An 18988-nucleotide genomic window follows, 5' to 3' on the forward strand; every position below is an offset into this window, starting at 1 on the left:
GCACTCTGAGTGACCGAACCCCCACTTCCGACCGTTAAGACTCCGACCGAGGCACTGCACTCTCTCCACGAAGGGCACCGGACATGGGTCCCCATCCTGCGGTCGCGGCGATACGCCTGGCGGTCCGCCGCGTACTCCACGACGTTCTCACCGAGCACACCACCCAGCACGCCGACGGCGGCCACGACGCCCGGCCCGACGCACACCCCCTGGTGCTCGTCGCCTGCTCCGGCGGCGCCGACTCCATGGCGCTCGCCTCCGCGCTCGCCTTCGAGGCCCGCAAGCTCGACGTCCGCGCCGGCGGCATCACCGTCGACCACGGCCTCCAGGCCGGCTCCGCGCAGCGCGCCCGCGAAGTCGCCGACCGCATGACCGCGCTCGGCCTCGACCCCGTCGAAGCCGTCACCGTCACCGTCGGCCGCGACGGAGGCCCCGAAGCCGCCGCCCGCGACGCCCGCTACGCCGCCCTCGACGCCGCCGCCGAGCGGCACGGCGCCACCGCGATCCTCCTCGGGCACACCCGCGACGACCAGGCCGAGACCGTCCTCCTCGGCCTCGCCCGCGGCTCCGGCATCCGCTCGCTCTCCGGCATGGCCGCCGTCTCCGGCACCGCCGGCCGCTACCGCCGCCCCTTCCTGGAGCTCGACCGCCAGACCGTGCGCAAGGCCTGCATCGCCCAGGAACTCGCCGTATGGGACGACCCCCACAACAGCGACCCCGCCTACACCCGCTCCCGCCTCCGCCACGAGGGCCTCCCCGCCCTCGAGAAGGCCCTCGGCAAGGGTGTCGTCGAAGCCCTCGCCCGAACGGCCCAACTCTCCCGCGACGACGCCGACGCCCTCGACTCCTGGGCCGCCGACGCCGAGGCCTCCGTACGGGACGACACCGGCCGCCTCGAATGCGCCAAACTCTTCGGACTTCCCCCCGCCGTACGCCGCCGGGTCCTGCGCCGCGCCGTCATCGCCGAAGGCGCCCCCGCCGGCTCCCTCTTCGCCCGCCACATCGAGGAGGTCGACCGGCTCATCACCGGCTGGCGCGGCCAAGGGGCCATCAACCTGCCCGGGCGCGTCGAGGCGCGCCGCCAGGGTGGCAGACTGGTCATTCGGCAAGGCTGACGCAAGGCTGCAACGAAAGTGACCCGGGTGAACGAGAAGGACATGGGCACCGACCTCAAGTCGGTGCTCATCACCAAGGAAGAGATCGACGCGAAGCTCGCCGAGCTCGCCGCGAAGATCGACACGGAGTACGCGGGCAAGGACCTGCTCATCGTCGGCGTCCTCAAGGGCGCCGTGATGGTGATGGCGGACCTGGCGCGCGCGCTGTCCACCCCCGTCACCATGGACTGGATGGCCGTCTCCTCCTACGGCGCGGGCACCCAGTCCTCCGGCGTCGTCCGCATCCTCAAGGACCTCGACACCGACATCAAGGGCAAGCACGTCCTGATCGTCGAGGACATCATCGACTCGGGCCTGACCCTGTCCTGGCTCCTGTCCAACCTCGGCTCGCGCGAGCCGGCCTCCCTCGAGGTCTGCACCCTCCTGCGCAAGCCGGACGCGGCCAAGGTCGCCATCGACGTGAAGTGGATCGGCTTCGACATCCCGAACGAGTTCGTCGTCGGATACGGCCTCGACTACGCCGAGAAGTACCGCAATCTCCCGTTCGTCGGCACCCTCGCCCCCCACGTCTACGGCGGCTGACACCCGCCGCCCCAAGGGGAACCCGCACCGTCTTCCCTCCGTTGAAGCAAGGGAAGACGGTCGCGGGTGACAATGCTGGGGTACCGTCCGAAGAACAGCTTTTTCTCACTCAGCAGCATTTACCTACGGGCAGGAGGGACGGGGCGCTAGCGCCCCGTATGGATGGACGTGAAGCGATACTTCCGTGGGCCGGTCATGTGGATCGTGCTGGCCGTCCTCGCCGTGGTCGTGCTGATGCAGGTCGTCGGCTCGTCCGAGGGCTACAAGACGGTGGACACCTCCCAGGTCGTCCAGGCGATCGACAAGAACCAGGTCAAATCCGCAAAGCTCACCACCGGTGACGAGCAGGTCATCAAGATCGACCTCGTCGACGGTCAGCAGATCAACAAGTCGGGCAAGGTCCAGGCCAGCTACATCGGCACCCAGGGCGCCGACCTCGCCGACAAGCTGCAGGAGAAGTTCGAGGCCGGACAGATCGAGAAGGGCTACACCGTCTCGCCGACGAAGCAGTCCCCGTTCGTCTCGGTCCTGCTCTCGCTCCTGCCCTTCGTCCTGATCGTGGTCGTCTTCCTCTTCCTGATGAACCAGATGCAGGGCGGCGGCTCCCGCGTCATGCAGTTCGGCAAGTCCAAGGCGAAGCTGATCACCAAGGACACCCCGAAGACCACCTTCGCCGACGTCGCGGGCTCCGACGAGGCCGTCGAGGAACTCCACGAGATCAAGGAGTTCCTCCAGGAGCCGGCCAAGTTCCAGGCCGTCGGCGCGAAGATCCCCAAGGGCGTCCTGCTCTACGGCCCGCCCGGAACCGGCAAGACGCTCCTCGCGCGCGCCGTCGCCGGCGAGGCCGGCGTGCCGTTCTACTCGATCTCCGGTTCCGACTTCGTCGAGATGTTCGTCGGCGTCGGCGCCTCCCGCGTCCGCGACCTCTTCGAGCAGGCCAAGGCCAACGCCCCGGCCATCGTCTTCGTCGACGAGATCGACGCGGTCGGCCGCCACCGCGGCGCCGGCCTCGGCGGCGGGCACGACGAGCGCGAGCAGACGCTCAACCAGCTGCTCGTCGAGATGGACGGCTTCGACGTGAAGGGCGGCGTCATCCTGATCGCCGCCACGAACCGCCCCGACATCCTCGACCCCGCGCTCCTGCGCCCGGGCCGCTTCGACCGGCAGATCGCCGTCGACCGCCCCGACATGCAGGGCCGCCTGGAGATCCTCAAGGTCCACCAGAAGGGCAAGCCCGTCGCCCCCGACGTGGACCTCGGCGCCGTCGCCCGCCGCACCCCCGGCTTCACCGGTGCGGACCTCTCCAACGTCCTCAACGAGGCGGCGCTCCTCACCGCCCGCAGCGATCAGAAGCTGATCGACAACAAGGCGCTGGACGAGGCGATCGACCGCGTGGTCGCGGGCCCGCAGAAGCGGACCCGGATCATGTCGGACAAGGAGAAGAAGATCACCGCGTACCACGAGGGCGGTCACGCCCTGGTCGCGGCGGCCTCGCCGAACTCCGACCCCGTCCACAAGATCACCATCCTGTCCCGCGGCCGCGCCCTGGGCTACACGATGGTCCTGCCGGACGAGGACAAGTACTCGACCACCCGCAACGAGATGCTCGACCAGCTGGCGTACATGCTGGGCGGCCGCGCGGCGGAGGAGCTCGTCTTCCACGACCCGACCACGGGCGCGGCGAACGACATCGAGAAGGCCACGGCCACCGCTCGCGCGATGGTCACCCAGTACGGCATGACCGAGCGGCTCGGCGCCATCAAGTTCGGCGGCGACAACACCGAGCCCTTCCTCGGCCGTGAGATGGCGCACCAGCGCGACTACTCGGAAGAGGTCGCCGCGCTGGTGGACGAAGAGGTCAAGAAGCTCATCGAGACCGCGCACAACGAGGCGTGGGAGATCCTGGTCGAGAACCGCGACATCCTCGACAACCTGGTCCTGGCGCTCCTGGAGAAGGAGACCCTGGGCAAGGAGGAGATCGCCGAGATCTTCGCCCCCATCGTCCGGCGCCCGGCCCGCCCGGCCTGGACGGGTTCGGCCCGCCGCACCCCGTCCACCCGCCCGCCGGTCCTCTCCCCGAAGGAGCTGGCCCTGACCAACAGCGCCAACGGCTCCTCCTCGGCGACGACCCCGGTCGACACCACCAAGACCACGGACGCCCTCCCCGAGGAGCACCCCGAGGTCTGACCCCCGGATCCCCGGACCCGGAATGGATGCCGCGCCCCCACAGGTTCTAGCCTGTGGGGGCGCGGCTTTTTCGCGTCAGGTTCAGACAGACGGAACGAGGCACAGATGACCGACCCGGTGACGCTGGACGGCGAGAGCCCGATCGGCGAGTTCGACGAGAAGCGCGCCGAGAACGCCGTACGGGAGCTCCTGATCGCGGTCGGCGAGAACCCGGACCGCGAGGGTTTGCTGGAAACTCCCGCACGCGTTGCACGTGCGTACAAGGAACTCCTGGCGGGGATGCGGCAAGAGCCTGAAGATGTCCTGACCACCACTTTTGACCTCGGTCACGACGAGATGGTCCTCGTGAAGGACATCGAATTCGTTAGCTTCTGTGAGCATCATCTTCTGGTGTTCCACGGCGTCGCTCATGTCGGATACATCCCGGCCGAGAGCGGGAAGATCACGGGACTGTCCAAGCTGGCGCGTCTCGTCGACGTGTTCGCCCGGCGGCCACAGGTGCAGGAGCGCTTGACGACGCAGATCGCGGACTCGCTCATGCGGATCCTCGAGGCCCGTGGTGCGATCGTGGTGATCGAGGCCGAGCACATGTGCATGTCCGTGCGCGGCATCCGCAAGCCGGGCGCGAAGACGACGACCTCGGCGGTACGTGGCCAACTGCGTGACGCTACTACACGAGCCGAGGCCATGTCCTTGATATTGGCACGTTAGTAGCGGCGTGTCCGTCCTGCTCCATACCGTCCCGATCAGTCGAGTTGATCGCTGATCAAGGGGATCGGTATGGGGTATGGGCTTTCCAGCAAGATGCTGGTGAACCGAGTGGGCGGTTGGGCTCAGGCGAAGAACGTGGCTGCGGGCGACGAGCTGTGGACACTGGACCGTGACCGGACCGTACGGACGACCGTAGTGGATGTGACGGCGGTAAAAGGCCGTGACGCTGTCGAGGTGGTCACGGATCGCACTGCCTTCATTGCCAGCCCGAACCTCCTCCTGGCCACGCCGGATGGCTGGACACCCGCCGGGGACGCCGCAGGGGCCACGGCCGCATGGACGCCGGCTCGCAAGCTCTGCCGAGAACGCTTCAGGATCAGGCCGGGATACGAGTTCGGCTATTTCGTCGGCGCCACCTGCTCAGACGGGACGGTCTACAAGAACTACGTCTCCCTCATCGTGAATGAGAAGAGCTTCGCCGCGCGCTATGCGGCGGCTTTGACGGCCTGCACGGGCCTTCCTGCAAGGCTTGAGGCGGTGTCTCGGCCGTCCGGCTATCTGAAGCGCGACCTGCCGGGATTCCGGGTGCGCGTGGTGTCGTCGTACCTCTCGGACGCTATGCGGCACTACGTCGGCGGGGACCCCCATCACATGAGGCAGGGCTTTCCCCGTGTCGTCATGCGGGACGCGGACACCTTTCAGGGGTTCCTCGACGGCTATATCGACGGCGACGGCTGCGACCTCAAGCATGGCTACGGGCGCATCATCGTGAGTGCCAACGTCCCGTTCCTGGCCGAGCTGGCGCGGATCATCGGAGCGCGCTTCACTCCCTCCAAGCGGGAGGCTGCGTCAAGGCTCTATGTCTCGAACCGCTGGCAGAACCGCAACACCTTCACCCCCGAGCACCATCCCACCGCCCCGCCCGAATCCACCTGGGTCCAGGTCCGCGAAGTCCGTCCCCGCCCGGCGGCCGGAACCAAGCCCTTCACGTTCTACAGCTACCGGCTGTCCCCGCACCCCACGTTCCTGGTGAACGGGCACCTGGTGCGGGAGCCCTGGTAGGGGCTAGCTCACCGGGGCGCGGCCGGGGCCGTTCTGGTCCTCGTCCTCCGGGAGCCTGCAGACGCGTTCCAGGAAGAGGGCGGCGGCGATGACGGCGATGCCGGCGAGGACGGCGAAGGCGGCGTAGAGGGCCTGGTCGCGGCGGGCGGGGATGTCGAGGGAGCCGAGCAGGAAGACGCCCGTGCCGCCGTACATGCCGGCGACGAGGGCGGCTACCAGGGCGCTGGCCTGGCCGAAGACGACCGCGCGGGCGGCCATCAGGGGTTCGACGCCCTTGGCGCCGGGGCGGCGCTCACGCTGGGCCCTGAGGCGGGCGCGCAGCGAGAGGGCGGTGGCGGTCAGGACGACGGCGATGGCCGCCAGGACGATGGGCGCGGCGAGCGGCACGCTGGGGAGGGTGCCGACCGAGTCCCAGAGCCGGGCGGCGCCCCAGGAGAGGACGCCGGCGACGACGAAGAGTCCGGCGAGCACCTTGAGCCGCAGTTGTTTCACCGGGTGTCCTTCGCGTGGTCGGGGCGACGATCTTACTCGGGGAGCCGCAGGTCCAGGTCGGTGCGCGGCGCGACTCCCTCGCTGCCGAGGGAGGTGAGGAGCTCGGCGACGGCGCCGTGGCCGGGGAGCTGGGCCTCGGGGTCCACGTCGTGCCAGGGGGCGAGGACGAAGGCGCGCTGGTGGGCCCGCGGGTGCGGGAGGGTGAGGACGGGGTCGTCGGAGACGACGTCGGCGTACGTGATGATGTCGACGTCGATGGTGCGGGCGCCCCAGCGCTCGTCGCGGACCCGGTGGAAGGCCTCCTCGACGGCGTGGGCCCGCTCCAGCAGCGAGGCCGGGGGGAGCGTGGTCTTCACGAGGATGACCGCGTTGAAGTAGGAGGGCTGGCTGCCGGGCTCGACGCCCCAGGGCTCCGTCTCGTACACGCGGGAGACGGCCTTGACCCGCAGGCCGGGGGTGTCCTCCAGCGCGTCGACGGCGCCCTGGAGGGTCTCCAGGCGGTTGCCGAGGTTGGCGCCGAGGGCGAGGACGGCCCATCGGGGGTTGGAGAGGGTGACGTCGGCCGCGTCGACGGCGGCGGTGACGGCCGCCGGTACCGGCTGGACGGTCGGATCGCTGTGCTGGGGCTTCATGCGCGGCTCCGGGTGATGGTGACGGTCACGTCGTCGAAGGGGACCGTGATGGGCGCGTCCGGCTTGTGGACGACGACCTCGACCTCCTGGACGCCGGCGTGCTTGAGGCACTGCTGGGCGATGCGTTCGGCGAGGGTCTCGATGAGGTCCACGGGCTCGCCCTGGACGACGTCGACGACCTCTTCGGCGACGACGCCGTAGTGCACGGTCTTCGTCAGGTCGTCACCGGCGGCGGCGGCGCGGGTGTCCAGGCCGAGGGTGAGGTCGACGATGAAGGTCTGGCCCTCCTCGCGCTCCTTGGGGAAGACGCCGTGGTGTCCTCGGGCCTTGAGGCCGCGCAGCGCGACACGATCCACGCGAATCACTCCTGCTGTCGTAGTACGGGTGGCCACGCAGCCGGGTGCGGACGGCCGGGTGTCCATCACCGAATCTACCTTCGGGTACCGACAGCCGGGTCGGCGGCCGGGGGTGTCCGGCCGGTCGGGGCGCTCAGTCGGCGGTGTCGGCGGTGTCGTCGGGGGTGCCGTCGGGGCTCTCGGGGATCACCGGGGAGCCGTGGTGGGACCAGACCTTCCACCCCTCCGACGTGCGGCGGAAGACGTTGGTGGCGACGACGAGCTGTCCGACGAGGGGGCCGAGGGCGGCGCCGTCCTCGGCGGGGCCGCCGCTGAGGATGTTCTCGGTGCACGTGACGACCGCCACGTCCTTGGCCAGGGAGACCTCGACGTCGGTGAGGAAGAACTGGATGTAGTCGGTGTTGGCCATGATCAGCGCGTACGAGCGGAGCACCTCGCCGCGGCCGGAGAGGACGGGCCAGCCGGGGTGGACGCAGGAGATGGGGGTGGCGCCGTCGTCGAGCCAGAGCTCGGTGATGCCGTCGAAGTCGCCCTGTTCGAGGGCTTCGTAGAAGGCGGTGTTGGCGGCCTCGACGGCGGCGCGGTCGGCCTCGCGGGCGCGGGTCACGCGGCTCCCTCGACGGCTCTGGCGACCCGTACGGCGTCGGCGGTGGCGCGGACCTCGTGGACCCGGACGGCCCAGGCGCCCTCGTGGGCGGCGATGGCGGAGACGGCGGCGGTGGCGGCGTCGCGTTCGCGGGCGGGCGGCGGGGCGGCGCCGTCGTGGGCGAGGACGTGGCCGAGGAAGCGCTTGCGGGAGGCGGCGACGAGGAGGGGGCGGCCGAGGGCGCGCAGCCGGTCCAGGTGGGCGACGAGGGCGAGGTCGTGGGGGGCGAGCTTGGCGAAGCCGAGGCCGGGGTCGAGGACGATGCGCTCGGGGGCGACGCCGCCGTCGACGACGGCCTCCATGCGGGTGCGGAGTTCGGTGACGACTTCGCCGACGACGTCGTCGTAGACGGCGAGGCTGTTCATGTTCTCGCTGAAGCCGCGCCAGTGCATGACGACGAAGGGGACTTCGGCGGCGGCGACGGCGGGGATCATTCCGGGGTCGGCGAGGCCGCCGCTGACGTCGTTGACGAGGGTGGCGCCGGCGGCGACGGCCCGGGCGGCGACGGTGGCGCGCATGGTGTCGACGGAGACGGTGACGCCTTCGGCGGCGAGGCCGCGGACGACGGGGATGACCCGGCGGAGTTCTTCCTCGGCGTCGACGCGGCTGGCGCCGGGGCGGGTGGACTCGCCGCCGACGTCGACGAGGTCGGCGCCTTCGGCGACGAGGTCGAGGCCGTGCTTGACGGCGGCCGTGGTGTCGAACCAGCGGCCGCCGTCGGAGAAGGAGTCGGGGGTCACGTTGACCACGCCCATGACCGCGCAGCGGTCCCACTCCGGCAGGCCGAGCGCCGTGCCCCGGCCGATCGTCTTACTCATGCGTCCAGCCTAGGGGGTGTGGTGCCGGTCGGGCCGTGCTCGGGGCGCGGTGGGGCCGGGGGCGGGTCTCAGGCGGCGTGGACCTCGTGCTGTTCGGTCTGGGCCGGGACGATGTGGGCGCAGGGGCGCGGGGCCGGCGGGTGGGAGCGGCGGCGCAGGGGGCGGGGGAGGGTGACGTTCACGAAGCCCTCGGCCTGCATGGCGGCGAAGCCGATGCGGGGGAGGTCGCGGCTCTTGCGGTAGACGACGAAGCGGGGTTCCCAGCGGGGCTGGAACTTGGCGTTGAACTTGTAGAGCGACTCGATCTGGAACCAGCGGGAGAGGAAGACGAGGAGTCCGCGCCAGAGGCGCAGGACGGGGCCGGCGCCGATCTTCTCGCCGCGGGCGAGGGCGGCGCGGAACATGGCGAAGTTGAGGGAGACGCGCTTGATGCCGAGGCGGGGGGCGTCCTGGAGGGAGGCGACGATGAGCAGCTCGTTCATGCCGGGGTCGGCGCTGCGGTCGCGGCGCATGAGCTCCAGGGACATGCCGTCCTTGCCCCAGGGGACGAAGTGGATGATCGCCTTCAGGTCGCCGTAGGGGGAGTCGGCGCCGTCGGGGTCGTCTTTGTGGGCGGTCGCTATGACGGCGTCACCGTCGCCGGCGTCGCCGATGCGGCCGAGGGCCATGGAGAAGCCGCGTTCGGTGTCGGTGCCGCGCCAGTCCTCGGCGGCGCGGCGGACCCGGGCGAGTTCGCCGTCGCTGAGGTCGGCGACGCGGCGGACCTTGGTGGTGTAGCCGTTGCGTTCGATGCGCTTGACCATCTGGCGGACGTTGCGCATGGCGCGGCCGGAGAGGGAGAAGTCGGCGACGTCGACGACGGCTTCGTCGCCGAGTTCGAGGGCGTCGAGGCCGGTCTCGCGGGTCCAGACCTGGCCACCGGTCTCGGAGCAGCCCATGACGGCGGGGGTCCAGGAGTGGGCCTTGGCCTCGTCCATGAAGCGTTCGATGGCGCCGGGCCAGGCCTCGACGTCGCCGATGGGGTCGCCGCTGGCGAGCATGACGCCGGAGACGACGCGGTAGCAGACGGCGGCCTTGCCGCTGGGGGAGAAGACGACGCCCTTGTCGCGGCGGAGGGCGAAGTGGCCGAGGGAGTCGCGGGCGCCGTGCTTGTCGAGGAGGGCCCGCAGGCGGGTCTCGTCGTCCTCGGTGAGCCGGGCGGCGGGGTGCTCGGGCCGGAAGGCGAGGTAGATGGTGGTGAGGGCGGTGAGCATGCCGAGGGCGCCGAGGGAGTAGCCGACGGTCCAGTCGACGTTGCCGGTGTAGGCGACGGGGCCTTCGACGCCGAAGAGGCCGTACAGGACGTGTTCGAGGCGGTCGGCGAGGCTGGGGCTGCCGACGACGCGGCGCGGGTGGGCGCTGACGATCACCAGGCCGAGGGCGATGGATCCGGCGCCCATGAGGACGAAGTTGGCGAGGGCGCGCCAGCGGCTGCGGGGGTCGGGCAGGGCGGCGAACTGGTCGCGGTGGCGGACCAGCAGCGCGAGGAGCGCGACGGAGAGCAGCGTGCCGATGATCGAGTGGCGCCAGACGAACTGGGCGACCGCGCCGATCGGCAGCAGGATCACGGCGGCGCGCCAGGCGCGGCGCTTGTTGCGCTTGAGGCCGTGGGCGAGCAGCAGCAGGAGGACGCCGGCGCTGAGGGAGAGGGCCGCGGAGAGCGGGCCCAGGGTGCCGGGGAGGATCTCCGCGACGGCGTGCATGCGGCTGGCGCGGAACCGGGGGAAGACTCCCGCGGCGATGTCGATCAGACCGATCAGTGTGCAGGCCGTTCCGATCAGGGCCGGGACCCTTTCGGGTCGGGGTCCGCGCAGAATCCGGCGTACGTGATCCGGAACCGATCCGGATTTGTCCCCATCTACCGTGACAGACATCGCTTCCCGTGCTTCCCGTGGCTCCGCGAGAGATCGTTGATCCGGTAGGCCGCGCGGATCTGGGCGTACCGGAGGGTTTGCGCCTTCTAGGACGGAGCAGCGATGGGGCGGGTTCATTGCCCGTCAGGGAAATCTCAGGGAAAAATCAGGCAGAAAGCTCGGACGTCTCATGGGTCTCACCAGCAACACAGTTCTCGCGTTGGCGGTCACGCTGGCCGTGGTGCTCTTCGCCGCCACGGTCTGGCTGTGGCCGAGGCTGGCGCGCGGCGGCTGGCGCACGGTCCTGGGGCGGGTCGGGCTGCTGCTCGCCACCCAGGTGGCCCTGTTCGCCTCGCTCGGTCTCGCCGCCAACAATTCCTTCCTCTTCTACGGCTCCTGGGCGGACCTGTTCGGCCAGGAGCAGGACATGGGCGTGGTGGTCGACCACTCGGCCGGTTCCAAGGACGTCAAGGTCGTCGGCACCCAGGCGGTGGACGTGCCGGGCGGCGGGCGTCCCTCGGTCGGCGGACAGATACAGAAGATCGTCATAGCGGGCGAGAAGTCGAGGATCGACTCCCAGGCGTACGTGTACCTGCCGCCGGAGTACTTCCAGGGGAAGTACGCGAAGTCGACCTTTCCCGCGTCCGTGGTGCTGACCGGCTACCCGGGCACGGCGGAGAACCTGCTGAAGGGCCTGAAGTACCCGAAGACGGCCTTCCAGCAGGCCAAGGACAAGAAGATGCAGCCGATGATCCTGGTGATGCTGCGGCCGACGGTCGCGCCGCCACGGGACACCGAGTGCGTCGACGTCCCGGGCGGCCCGCAGACGGAGACCTTCTTCGCCCAGGACCTGCCGAAGGCGATCTCGGAGACCTACCGGGTGGGCACGAAGCCGCGGAACTGGGGCTTCATGGGGAACTCGACCGGCGGCTACTGCGCCCTGAAGATCGCGATGCACCACCCGGACCGCTTCTCCGCGGCCGCCGGCTTCTCCGCGTACTACCGGGCGGCGGACGACGTGACGACCGGCGACCTGTTCCAGGGCGACCAGGACGCGAAGAAGCGGGCCGACCTGCTGTGGAGCCTGGACCACCTGCCCCAGGGCAGGTCGTCCTTCCTGGTGACCACGTCCAAGCACGGCGAGAGCAACCTCAAGGGGACGCTGGCCTTCATCAAGAAGGTGAAGGACCCGGCGAGCGTCTCCTCCATCACGCTGGAGAGCGGCGGCCACAACTTCAACACCTGGAACCGGGAGATCCCGCCGGGGCTGGTCTGGATGAGCGGGAAGCTCAGCGCGAGCTGAGCTCCGGCCGGGCCCGGCGCAGGGCCCGGTGGACGCCGTCCGTGGTGAGCGAGCCGAGGACGCGCCCCGGATCCCCGGGGGCGTGCACGGTGATCCGGCCGGTGTCGTGCTGGAGGAGCAGCGCCAGGGCGTCCTTGAGGGAGCCGCCCAGCGGGAATCCGGGGGCCCGTCCGGCGGTGCCGGGGCCGTCCGCCGTGCCGGGACCCCCCGCGGCGCCGGGACCCTCCGCGGCGCCGGGGCCGTCCCCGGCGGGTCGGCGGCCGTCCGTCGCGGGCTCCAGGTCCGCCTCCGTGACCCGGGTGACGGCGAGCCGCTTGAGGCCGCGGTCCGCGCCCACGAAGTCGGCGACGTACGGGGTGGCGGGGGCGCCCAGCACCGTGGCCGGGGTGTCGAACTGCTCGATGCGACCCTGCCCGTAGACGGCGATCCGGTCGCCGAGCCGGACCGCCTCCTCCAGGTCGTGGGTGACCAGCAGCACCGTCTTGCGGACGGTCGCCTGGAGGTTCAGGAACTCGGTCTGGAGCCGCTCGCGGACCACCGGGTCGACGGCGCCGAACGGCTCGTCCATCAGCAGGACGGGCGGGTCGGCGGCGAGCGCGCGGGCCACGCCGACCCGCTGGCGCTGGCCGCCGGAGAGCTGCTCGGGATAGCGCCGGCCGTACACGGCGGGGTCGAGGCCGACCAGGTCGAGGAGCTCGGCGGCGCGCTCGCGGGCCCTCGCCTTCTTCCATCCGAGCAGCGCGGGCACGGTGGCCGTGTTGTCGAGGACGGTCCGGTGCGGGAAGAGGCCGACCTGCTGGATGACGTAGCCGATGGTGCGGCGCAGCCGTACGGGATCGACGCCGGCGACGTCCTCACCGCCGAGCAGGACCCGCCCCCCGGTGGGCTCGACGAGCCGGTTGACCATCTTCATCGTGGTCGTCTTGCCGCAGCCGGACGGGCCGACGAGGGTCACCAGCTCCCCCTCGGCGACCTCGAAGGAGAGGTCGTCGACGGCGGTGGTCCCGTCCGCGTACCGCTTGGTCACCTGCTCGAACCGGATCATGGTTCCCCATTCTGACCCTTCGCGGCCCGCATTGTGTGAAGGAAGTATTTCCACATTGTGGCGTTCCCCGGTGAATGTCAGTGGCCGGGGTTAGGGTCGCCGGACAGATGTTCGTGAGGCGCGTGGGGAGCCACAGGCACCGAGCGGGCCGACAGACGCCGAGGGGGGTGCGCATGGCCGGGACGAACTGCCTGGTGACCAACGACTGGATCTGCGGGGAGTATCTGCGCACCCGCTCCCAGGAACTGGCCGACGCCACGGTCCAGCATGTGGGAATCACCGCGGCGTCGGTGCTCCTCGGGCTCGCCGTCGCCTTCCCGCTCGCCCTGCTCGTGCGGGCGCGGCCCCGGCTGGCCGGTGCCGTCCTCGGTCTGACCACCCTGCTCTACACGATCCCCTCGCTCGCCCTGTTCTCGCTGCTGCTGCCCCTGCTGGGGCTGTCCTCGGCGCTGGTCGTGACGGGCCTGGTGCTCTACTCGCTGACCATCCTGGTGCGCGGCGTCCTGGCCGGCCTCGCGGCCGTGCCCGCCGAGACCAAGGAGGCCGCGCGCGGCATGGGGTACGGGTCGGGCCGGCTGCTGTGGGAGGTCGAACTCCCGCTCGCGCTGCCCGCGTTGATGGCCGGCATCCGGATGGCGACGGTCTCCACGATCGCGCTCACCACGGTCGGTTCCATCGTCGGACGCGGCGGCCTGGGCAACCTGATCGAGGACGCCCTGCCGACCTTCTTCAAGGCCCAGGTGCTCACCGCCTCCGTGCTGTGCGTGCTGCTCGCCGTGACCGCCGACCTGCTGCTCCTCGGCCTCCAGCGGCTCCTCACGCCCTGGAGCCGGATCCGGGCCGCACGGGCGGGGGGTGCCTGAGATGCAGGTCGTCGCGGACACCTGGTCCTGGCTGACCACCGGCGCCAACTGGTCGGGGGAGAGCGGCGTCTGGCACCGCCTCGCCGAGCACCTGTACGTGAGCGGGGCCGCGCTGCTCCTCGCCTGCGCCGTGGCGCTGCCCCTGGGTCTGTGGCTCGGGCACCTCGGCAAGGGCGGGACGCTGGCGGTCAACCTCTCCAACGTGGGCCGGGCCATCCCGGTCTTCGCCGTCCTGGCCCTCTTCATGGTCTCGCCGCTGCGCAACGCCGGGTACGTGCCGACGGTCGTCGCGCTCGTGCTCTTCGCGATACCGCCGCTGCTCACCCACGCCTACGTGGGCGTGCGCGAGGTGGACCGCGCGGTGGTGGAGGCCGCCCGCGGGATGGGGATGTCGGGCGGACAGCTCTTCCGCGGGGTCGAACTGCCGTTGGCCCGGCCCATGCTGATGACGGGTCTGCGCTCGGCCGCGGTGCAGGTGGTCGCCACGGCGACCATCGCCGCGATGGTCGGCCAGGGCGGCCTCGGGCGGATCATCACCGCCGGATTCAACACGTACGACACGCCGCAGGTGGTCGCGGGCGCCGTGCTCGTGGCCCTGCTCGCGCTCCTGGTGGAGGCGCTGCTGGTGGGCGCGGACCGGCTGCTGCGCCGGTGACGCGCGCGCCGGTGGCGGGTCGCGCCAGGGGAGACGCGCCGGGACGGACGCGCCATGACGGACAACGACTTGAGATGGGTGATCTTGTGAGCAGGACCTCGCGTATCGCGGGTGCGGTAGTGGGCGTCGCGGCGCTGACGGTCTCGCTGGCCGCGTGCGGCGGCGACAGCCTGGAGAAGTCGAAGTCCGGCGGCGGCGCCTCCGCGGGCGGCGGCGGGAGCAAGGGCTCCCTGGTCGTCGGCGCGGCCGCGTTCACCGAGTCCAAGGTCCTCGCCGAGCTCTACGCCCAGGTCCTGGACGACGCCGGATACTCCGCGACCGTCACCACGGTGAAGAATCGCGAGCTGTACGAGCCCTCTCTGGAGAAGGGCGAGATCGACGTCGTACCGGAATACGCGGCGACGCTCGCGGAATCCCTCAACGCGAAGGTGAACGGGCCGAAGGCGCCCGAGGAGAAGCCGGTCGCCTCCGGTGACCCGGCCGCCACCACGGAGGCGCTGAAGAAGCTCGCCGAGCCGCGCGGACTGAAGGTGCTCGCGGTCGGCGGGGCCGTCGATCAGAACGCCTTCGCGGTGAGCCGGGAATTCGCGGAGAAGAACAAGCTGAAGACCCTTTCCGACCTCGGCCGCGCCAAGCTGAAGGTGAAGATCGCGGCCGGTGACGAATGCGAGATCCGCCCCTTCTGCGCCCCCGGTCTGAAGAAGACGTACGGGATCGACGTCACCGGCGTGGACCCCAAGGGCGTCGGCACCCCGCAGGCCAAGCAGGCGGTCAAGGACGGCGTGGACCAACTGGTCCTCACCACCACGACGGACGCGACCGTCGACTCCTTCGGCCTGGTCTTCCTGGAGGACGACAAGAAGCTCCAGAACGCGGACAACGTGCTGCCCGTGGTCAATGCCGCGGACGCCGGATCTCCCGAGATCGCCGCCGCCCTCGACAAGATCACCAAGGTTCTGACGACGGCGGATCTCGCCGAACTCAACCGCAAGGTCGACGCCGAGCGGGCGAAGCCGGAGGACGTGGCGAAGGCCTATCTGGAGTCGAAGGGGCTGCTCAAGAAGTAGGCACGGCACGGGGGGAATCGGAGCGATTCAGTCCGGAATCGCTCCGCTCCGGCCCATGACGGCGAGAACTCGCCAAGAGATTGCCGGGCCGGGGCCCCATACGGCGCCTACGCACGGTAAATTTCAGGCCATGCCACGTGGACGCCACCGCCATTCCCCGCCCCTCCACAAGCTCCTGCCGCCCTCGGCGGTCGCCGGGGCTTCGGTCGCCTGTGCCGCGGGCGCCTGGCTGCTCGGCGACACCCTGGTGCTGCGGCTGCTCGTCGCCGCCGCGGCGGCCACCGCCGTGACCGGCGCCGTCCTCATGCGGAGTTGGGACCAGAGCGCCGGCCGTCAGGTCGCCGAGCTGAACCGGGCCCGCACGGCGGACCAGTGGAAGAACGACGAGCGCGTCGCCGAGCTGGAGTCCGACCTGGAGGAGTCGCGCGAGCTGCGCGCCCGCCTCGACGCCAAGCTGCGCGCCAAGCGGGTCGAACTCGCCGGGCTCCGCGGCGAGCACGCCGACCTCCTGCGCCGCTACGCCACCGCCGAGACCGAGCGCGCCAGCGCCCTCGAAGGCCGCCGCGTGCTCGCCCTGGAGGCGACCGCCCCGGAGGCCAAGGCGCTGCCCGCCGGCGGCTCCACCCCGACCCCCGAGGCCTACCGCAGGGCGGCGGAGGCGCTGCGGAACCTGGAGGCGCGGGGGGAGCACACGGCCGAGGACGAGACCCGGGGCGAGGCCGACGCCGGCGCCGCACCGGTGGCAGCGGCGGGCGACGACGCGGCCGCGGACGTGACCGGCACCGACGCGACGGCCGATGTCACCGATGCCGCCGTGACCGATGCCGCCGTGACCGGCACCGACGTGACCGGCACCGACGTGACCGTGGCCGCCGCCGCGGACGGTGCCTCCGGGGCCGACGCCCCCGTCGAGCCCGCCTCGGACGAGCACACCAAGGCGCCCGCCATGCGGCACGTGCCCGCCGCGGCCGCGATCGTCCCGTACGCCGCCCGGCGTCCCGCCCCGCGCCCCGCGGGCGGCTTCGACTACTTCGGCACCCAGAAGGCCGCCGCGGCCATCGAGGCGGTGCAGCACGCCGACCTCGCCGACGTCGTGGGCGAGGAGGTCCTCGCGGCCGTCGCCGGGCGCACCCCGGAGCAGCGGGCCATCGGCCAGGTCATCGACCTGACCGCGCACGACGAGACCGAGCAGATCGACGTCGCGGAGCTGCGCGGCGCGGTGAACTCGTAGCGAGGCGCGCGACGTACGAACGGCGGAGGCGGCGGACCCCCAGGGTCCGCCGCCTCCGCCGTTTCCGTCCCGTCCCGGGACGCTACTTGTCGATGTCGCCCACGACGAAGAACAGCGAGCCCAGGATCGCCACCATGTCGGCGACGAGCGTCCCCGGCAGCAGCTCGGCCAGCGCCTGGATGTTGTTGTACGAGGCCGAGCGCAGCTTGAGCCGGTACGGGGTCTTCTCGCCCTTGGAGACCAGGTAGTAGCCGTTGATGCCCAGCGGGTTCTCGGTCCAGGCGTAGGTGTGCCCCTCCGGCGCCTTCAGGACCTTCGGCAGCCGCTGGTTGATCGGCCCCTGCGGCAGGTCCTCGATCCGGTCCAGACAGGCGTCGGCGAGCTCCAGGGCGTTGTGCGTCTGGTCGAGCAGGCACTCGAAGCGGGCCAGGCAGTCCCCCTCCGTCCGGGTCACCACCCGCAGGACGTCCTGCAGCTCCCCGTACGCGAGGTACGGCTCGTCCCGGCGCAGGTCGAAGTCGACGCCCGAGGCGCGGGCGATCGGCCCGGACACCCCGTACCCGTGCACGGCCTCCTGCGACAGCACCCCGACCCCGCGGGTCCGGCCCCGGAAGATCTCGTTGCCGAGCACCAGCCGGTCGTACACGTCCATCCGCGACCGCACGTCCGCGACCGCCTGCCGCGCCCGGCCCAGCCAGCCGGCCGGCAGGTCCTCCTTGAGGCCGCCGACCCGGTTGAACATGTAGTGCATCCGGCCGCCGGAGACCTCCTCCATGACGGCCTGGAGCTCCTCGCGCTCGCGGAAGGCGTGGAAGACGGGGGTGATGCCGCCCAGTTCGAGGGGGTACGAGCCGAGGAACATCAGGTGGTTGAGCACCCGGTTCAGCTCGGCGAGCAGCGTCCGCGTCCACACGGCGCGCTCCGGGACCTCCATGCCCAGCATCCGCTCCACGGCCATCACGACGCCGAGCTCGTTGGAGAACGCCGACAGCCAGTCGTGGCGGTTCGCCAGCATGATGATCTGCCGGTAGTCCCGCGCCTCGAACAGCTTCTCGGCGCCGCGGTGCATGTACCCGACCACGGGCTCGGCCTCGCGCACCACTTCGCCGTCGAGCACGAGCCGCAGCCGGAGCACACCGTGGGTGGAGGGATGCTGCGGCCCGATGTTCAGCACCATGTCGGTGCTCTCCGCCGCGCCGCCGATACCGACCGTCGTCTCCGTCATGCGGACCAGTATCCCCCCGCCCCGCACCCGCCCCGGGCGGGGCGCCCGTGCGCTCAGACCCGCTGCACCAGCCACAGGAAGTCGCCCAGCCCCCCGGGCGCCAGCAGTTCCGCCGCCTCCCCCGCGGCGGCGAGCGCCCGCACGTACCCGCGCGGGTCGCTCGACGCGAGGGCGAGCGGCGGCCGGCCCCCGCTCACCCCGAGCCCCCGCAGGGCCTCCCGCTGGGTGAGGACCTCCGGGGCCCTGCGGCCACCGGGGGCGTCCGCGCGGGCCGCCCAGCCACCCGCCTCCGCGCACGCGTCGATCGCCACGTGCGCCGTCAGGTCGCGGCTCCCGTCCGGCACGGGCGCCACCTCCCGCCCCTCCCGGAACGCGGCCAGCGTCCCGAACGGCGGCCGCGACCCGCGCAGGTGCCCGTAGTCGACCGCCACCGCCGTCCCGGCGGCCAGCGCCCCCACCGCCCCCGCCCACGCCTCGTCCCGCGGCCGCCCGATCTCCGCCCGCTCCCCGGGCTCCCGCAGCGGCCACCAGCGCTCCAGCCACCCCGCGTCCGGCCCCGTCACCGGCCCGCCCAGGCGCTCCGTACCGTCCGCCCGCACCTCGACGTACCGGACGACGCCGTCCCCGTCGGCCTGCGCCACGTCCACCGGCACGTTGTCCAGCCACTCGTTGGCGAACAGCAGCCCCCGCTCCCCGTCCGGCACCCGGTCCGTCCAGACGATCCGCGGGTCCAGCCCGGCCGGCCGGGCCGCGCGCTCCACGCCGTACGGCCGGACCCGCAGACCCGGCGGCAGCGCGGCCAGCACCCCCGTCAACAGCTCGCCCCGCCCCGCGCCCACGTCCACCAGCGCGAGCTCCTCCGTGTCCAGCTCCTCCGCCGTACGGGCGAGCAGCCGGGCCACCGCCCCCGCGAAGAGCGGCGAGGCGTGCACCGAGGTGCGGAAGTGCCCCGCGGGCCCCTCCGGCCGCAGGAAGAAGCCCTCCGGGCCGTACAGCGCCCGCTCCGTGGCCTCGCGCCACCCCTGCCACTGACACGTCTCATCCGTCACGCGCCCCAGTCTCCACCTTGGGGAGTACGGGCCTCACGGAAAGGATCGACCCCACGG

General features: G+C 71.6%; 19 protein-coding genes. 10 read left to right on the forward strand and 9 right to left on the reverse strand.

The features are described from left to right. Positions 1 to 83 precede the first annotated feature (83 nt). From tilS to ABD981_RS22420, 5 genes are all read left to right on the forward strand, one after another. Complete coding sequence (gene tilS, locus ABD981_RS22400; protein WP_345530293.1) at positions 84 to 1115, forward strand: tRNA lysidine(34) synthetase TilS; 1032 nt, start codon at positions 84 to 86, stop codon at positions 1113 to 1115. 42 nt (positions 1116 to 1157) lie between these two features. Continuing rightward, positions 1158 to 1697 carry a hypoxanthine phosphoribosyltransferase gene (gene hpt, locus ABD981_RS22405; protein ID WP_345530466.1) on the forward strand — a complete coding sequence of 180 codons (540 nt, stop codon included), beginning with the start codon at positions 1158 to 1160 and terminating at the stop codon, positions 1695 to 1697. Between the two features lie 162 nt (positions 1698 to 1859). Then, the gene (gene ftsH / locus ABD981_RS22410) at positions 1860 to 3884 is read left to right on the forward strand and encodes an ATP-dependent zinc metalloprotease FtsH (protein ID WP_345530295.1); all 2025 of its coding nucleotides are present in this window, start codon (positions 1860 to 1862) and stop codon (positions 3882 to 3884) included. A gap of 105 nt (positions 3885 to 3989) precedes the next feature. Then, positions 3990 to 4595, forward strand: coding sequence for a GTP cyclohydrolase I FolE (folE, locus tag ABD981_RS22415; RefSeq protein ID WP_345530297.1), 606 nt, complete (start codon positions 3990 to 3992; stop codon positions 4593 to 4595). A gap of 69 nt (positions 4596 to 4664) precedes the next feature. Continuing rightward, on the forward strand, positions 4665 to 5657 hold the full coding sequence (locus ABD981_RS22420; RefSeq protein WP_345530299.1) for a hypothetical protein: 993 nt from the start codon (positions 4665 to 4667) through the stop codon (positions 5655 to 5657). Between the two features lie 3 nt (positions 5658 to 5660). Here ABD981_RS22420 and ABD981_RS22425 read toward each other — a convergent pair whose 3' ends face one another. From ABD981_RS22425 to ABD981_RS22450, 6 genes are all read right to left on the reverse strand, one after another. Further along, positions 5661 to 6149, reverse strand: a complete 489-nt coding sequence (locus tag ABD981_RS22425) for a DUF3180 domain-containing protein (protein ID WP_345530301.1) — start codon at positions 6147 to 6149, stop codon at positions 5661 to 5663. Between the two features lie 32 nt (positions 6150 to 6181). After that, complete coding sequence (folK, locus tag ABD981_RS22430) at positions 6182 to 6781, reverse strand: 2-amino-4-hydroxy-6-hydroxymethyldihydropteridine diphosphokinase (RefSeq protein ID WP_345530303.1); 600 nt, start codon at positions 6779 to 6781, stop codon at positions 6182 to 6184. Beyond that, positions 6778 to 7137 (reverse strand): dihydroneopterin aldolase, encoded by a 360-nt coding sequence (gene folB, locus ABD981_RS22435; RefSeq protein ID WP_132917724.1) that lies wholly within the window; start codon positions 7135 to 7137, stop codon positions 6778 to 6780. Before folB ends, folK begins: the two co-directional genes overlap by 4 nt. A 133-nt stretch (positions 7138 to 7270) precedes the next feature. Further along, a complete protein-coding gene (locus ABD981_RS22440; protein WP_345530305.1) occupies positions 7271 to 7744 on the reverse strand; it encodes a nuclear transport factor 2 family protein in 474 nt (157 codons plus the stop codon). Next, a complete protein-coding gene (gene folP / locus ABD981_RS22445) occupies positions 7741 to 8601 on the reverse strand; it encodes a dihydropteroate synthase (protein ID WP_345530307.1) in 861 nt (286 codons plus the stop codon). The genes ABD981_RS22440 and folP overlap by 4 nt, the downstream gene beginning before the upstream one ends. 68 nt (positions 8602 to 8669) lie before the next feature. Beyond that, positions 8670 to 10514, reverse strand: coding sequence for a phosphatidylglycerol lysyltransferase domain-containing protein (locus tag ABD981_RS22450; RefSeq protein WP_345530309.1), 1845 nt, complete (start codon positions 10512 to 10514; stop codon positions 8670 to 8672). A gap of 169 nt (positions 10515 to 10683) precedes the next feature. On the opposite strand from ABD981_RS22450, the gene ABD981_RS22455 reads away from it, so the two are divergent. Further along, positions 10684 to 11796: an alpha/beta hydrolase gene (locus tag ABD981_RS22455; RefSeq protein ID WP_345530311.1), complete on the forward strand. Its 1113-nt coding sequence runs from the start codon at positions 10684 to 10686 to the stop codon at positions 11794 to 11796. On the opposite strand, the gene ABD981_RS22460 is transcribed toward ABD981_RS22455, so the two are convergent. After that, complete coding sequence (locus ABD981_RS22460) at positions 11783 to 12841, reverse strand: ABC transporter ATP-binding protein (RefSeq protein ID WP_345530313.1); 1059 nt, start codon at positions 12839 to 12841, stop codon at positions 11783 to 11785. The genes ABD981_RS22455 and ABD981_RS22460 overlap by 14 nt on opposite strands. 173 nt (positions 12842 to 13014) lie before the next feature. Between ABD981_RS22460 and ABD981_RS22465 the strand changes: the two genes are divergently transcribed. The 4 genes from ABD981_RS22465 (at position 13015) to ABD981_RS22480 (ending at position 16657) form a co-directional block, all read left to right on the forward strand. Continuing rightward, the gene (locus ABD981_RS22465; protein ID WP_345530315.1) at positions 13015 to 13704 is read left to right on the forward strand and encodes an ABC transporter permease; all 690 of its coding nucleotides are present in this window, start codon (positions 13015 to 13017) and stop codon (positions 13702 to 13704) included. A gap of 1 nt (position 13705) precedes the next feature. Further along, entirely contained in the window at positions 13706 to 14359 is a 654-nt protein-coding gene (locus ABD981_RS22470; protein ID WP_345530317.1) for an ABC transporter permease, read from the forward strand. A gap of 74 nt (positions 14360 to 14433) precedes the next feature. Next, complete coding sequence (locus ABD981_RS22475) at positions 14434 to 15426, forward strand: ABC transporter substrate-binding protein (RefSeq protein WP_345530319.1); 993 nt, start codon at positions 14434 to 14436, stop codon at positions 15424 to 15426. 130 nt (positions 15427 to 15556) lie between these two features. After that, on the forward strand, positions 15557 to 16657 hold the full coding sequence (locus tag ABD981_RS22480) for a hypothetical protein (protein ID WP_345530321.1): 1101 nt from the start codon (positions 15557 to 15559) through the stop codon (positions 16655 to 16657). 82 nt (positions 16658 to 16739) lie between these two features. Here the strand turns inward: ABD981_RS22480 and ABD981_RS22485 are convergent, their stop codons facing one another. Further along, positions 16740 to 17882 (reverse strand): NADH-quinone oxidoreductase subunit D, encoded by a 1143-nt coding sequence (locus tag ABD981_RS22485; RefSeq protein WP_345530323.1) that lies wholly within the window; start codon positions 17880 to 17882, stop codon positions 16740 to 16742. Between the two features lie 53 nt (positions 17883 to 17935). After that, on the reverse strand, positions 17936 to 18931 hold the full coding sequence (locus ABD981_RS22490) for an SAM-dependent methyltransferase (RefSeq protein WP_345530325.1): 996 nt from the start codon (positions 18929 to 18931) through the stop codon (positions 17936 to 17938). Positions 18932 to 18988: the final 57 nt, after the last annotated feature.

It is taken from the genome of Streptomyces showdoensis (genome assembly GCF_039535475.1).
GTDB lineage: Bacteria > Actinomycetota > Actinomycetes > Streptomycetales > Streptomycetaceae > Streptomyces > Streptomyces showdoensis.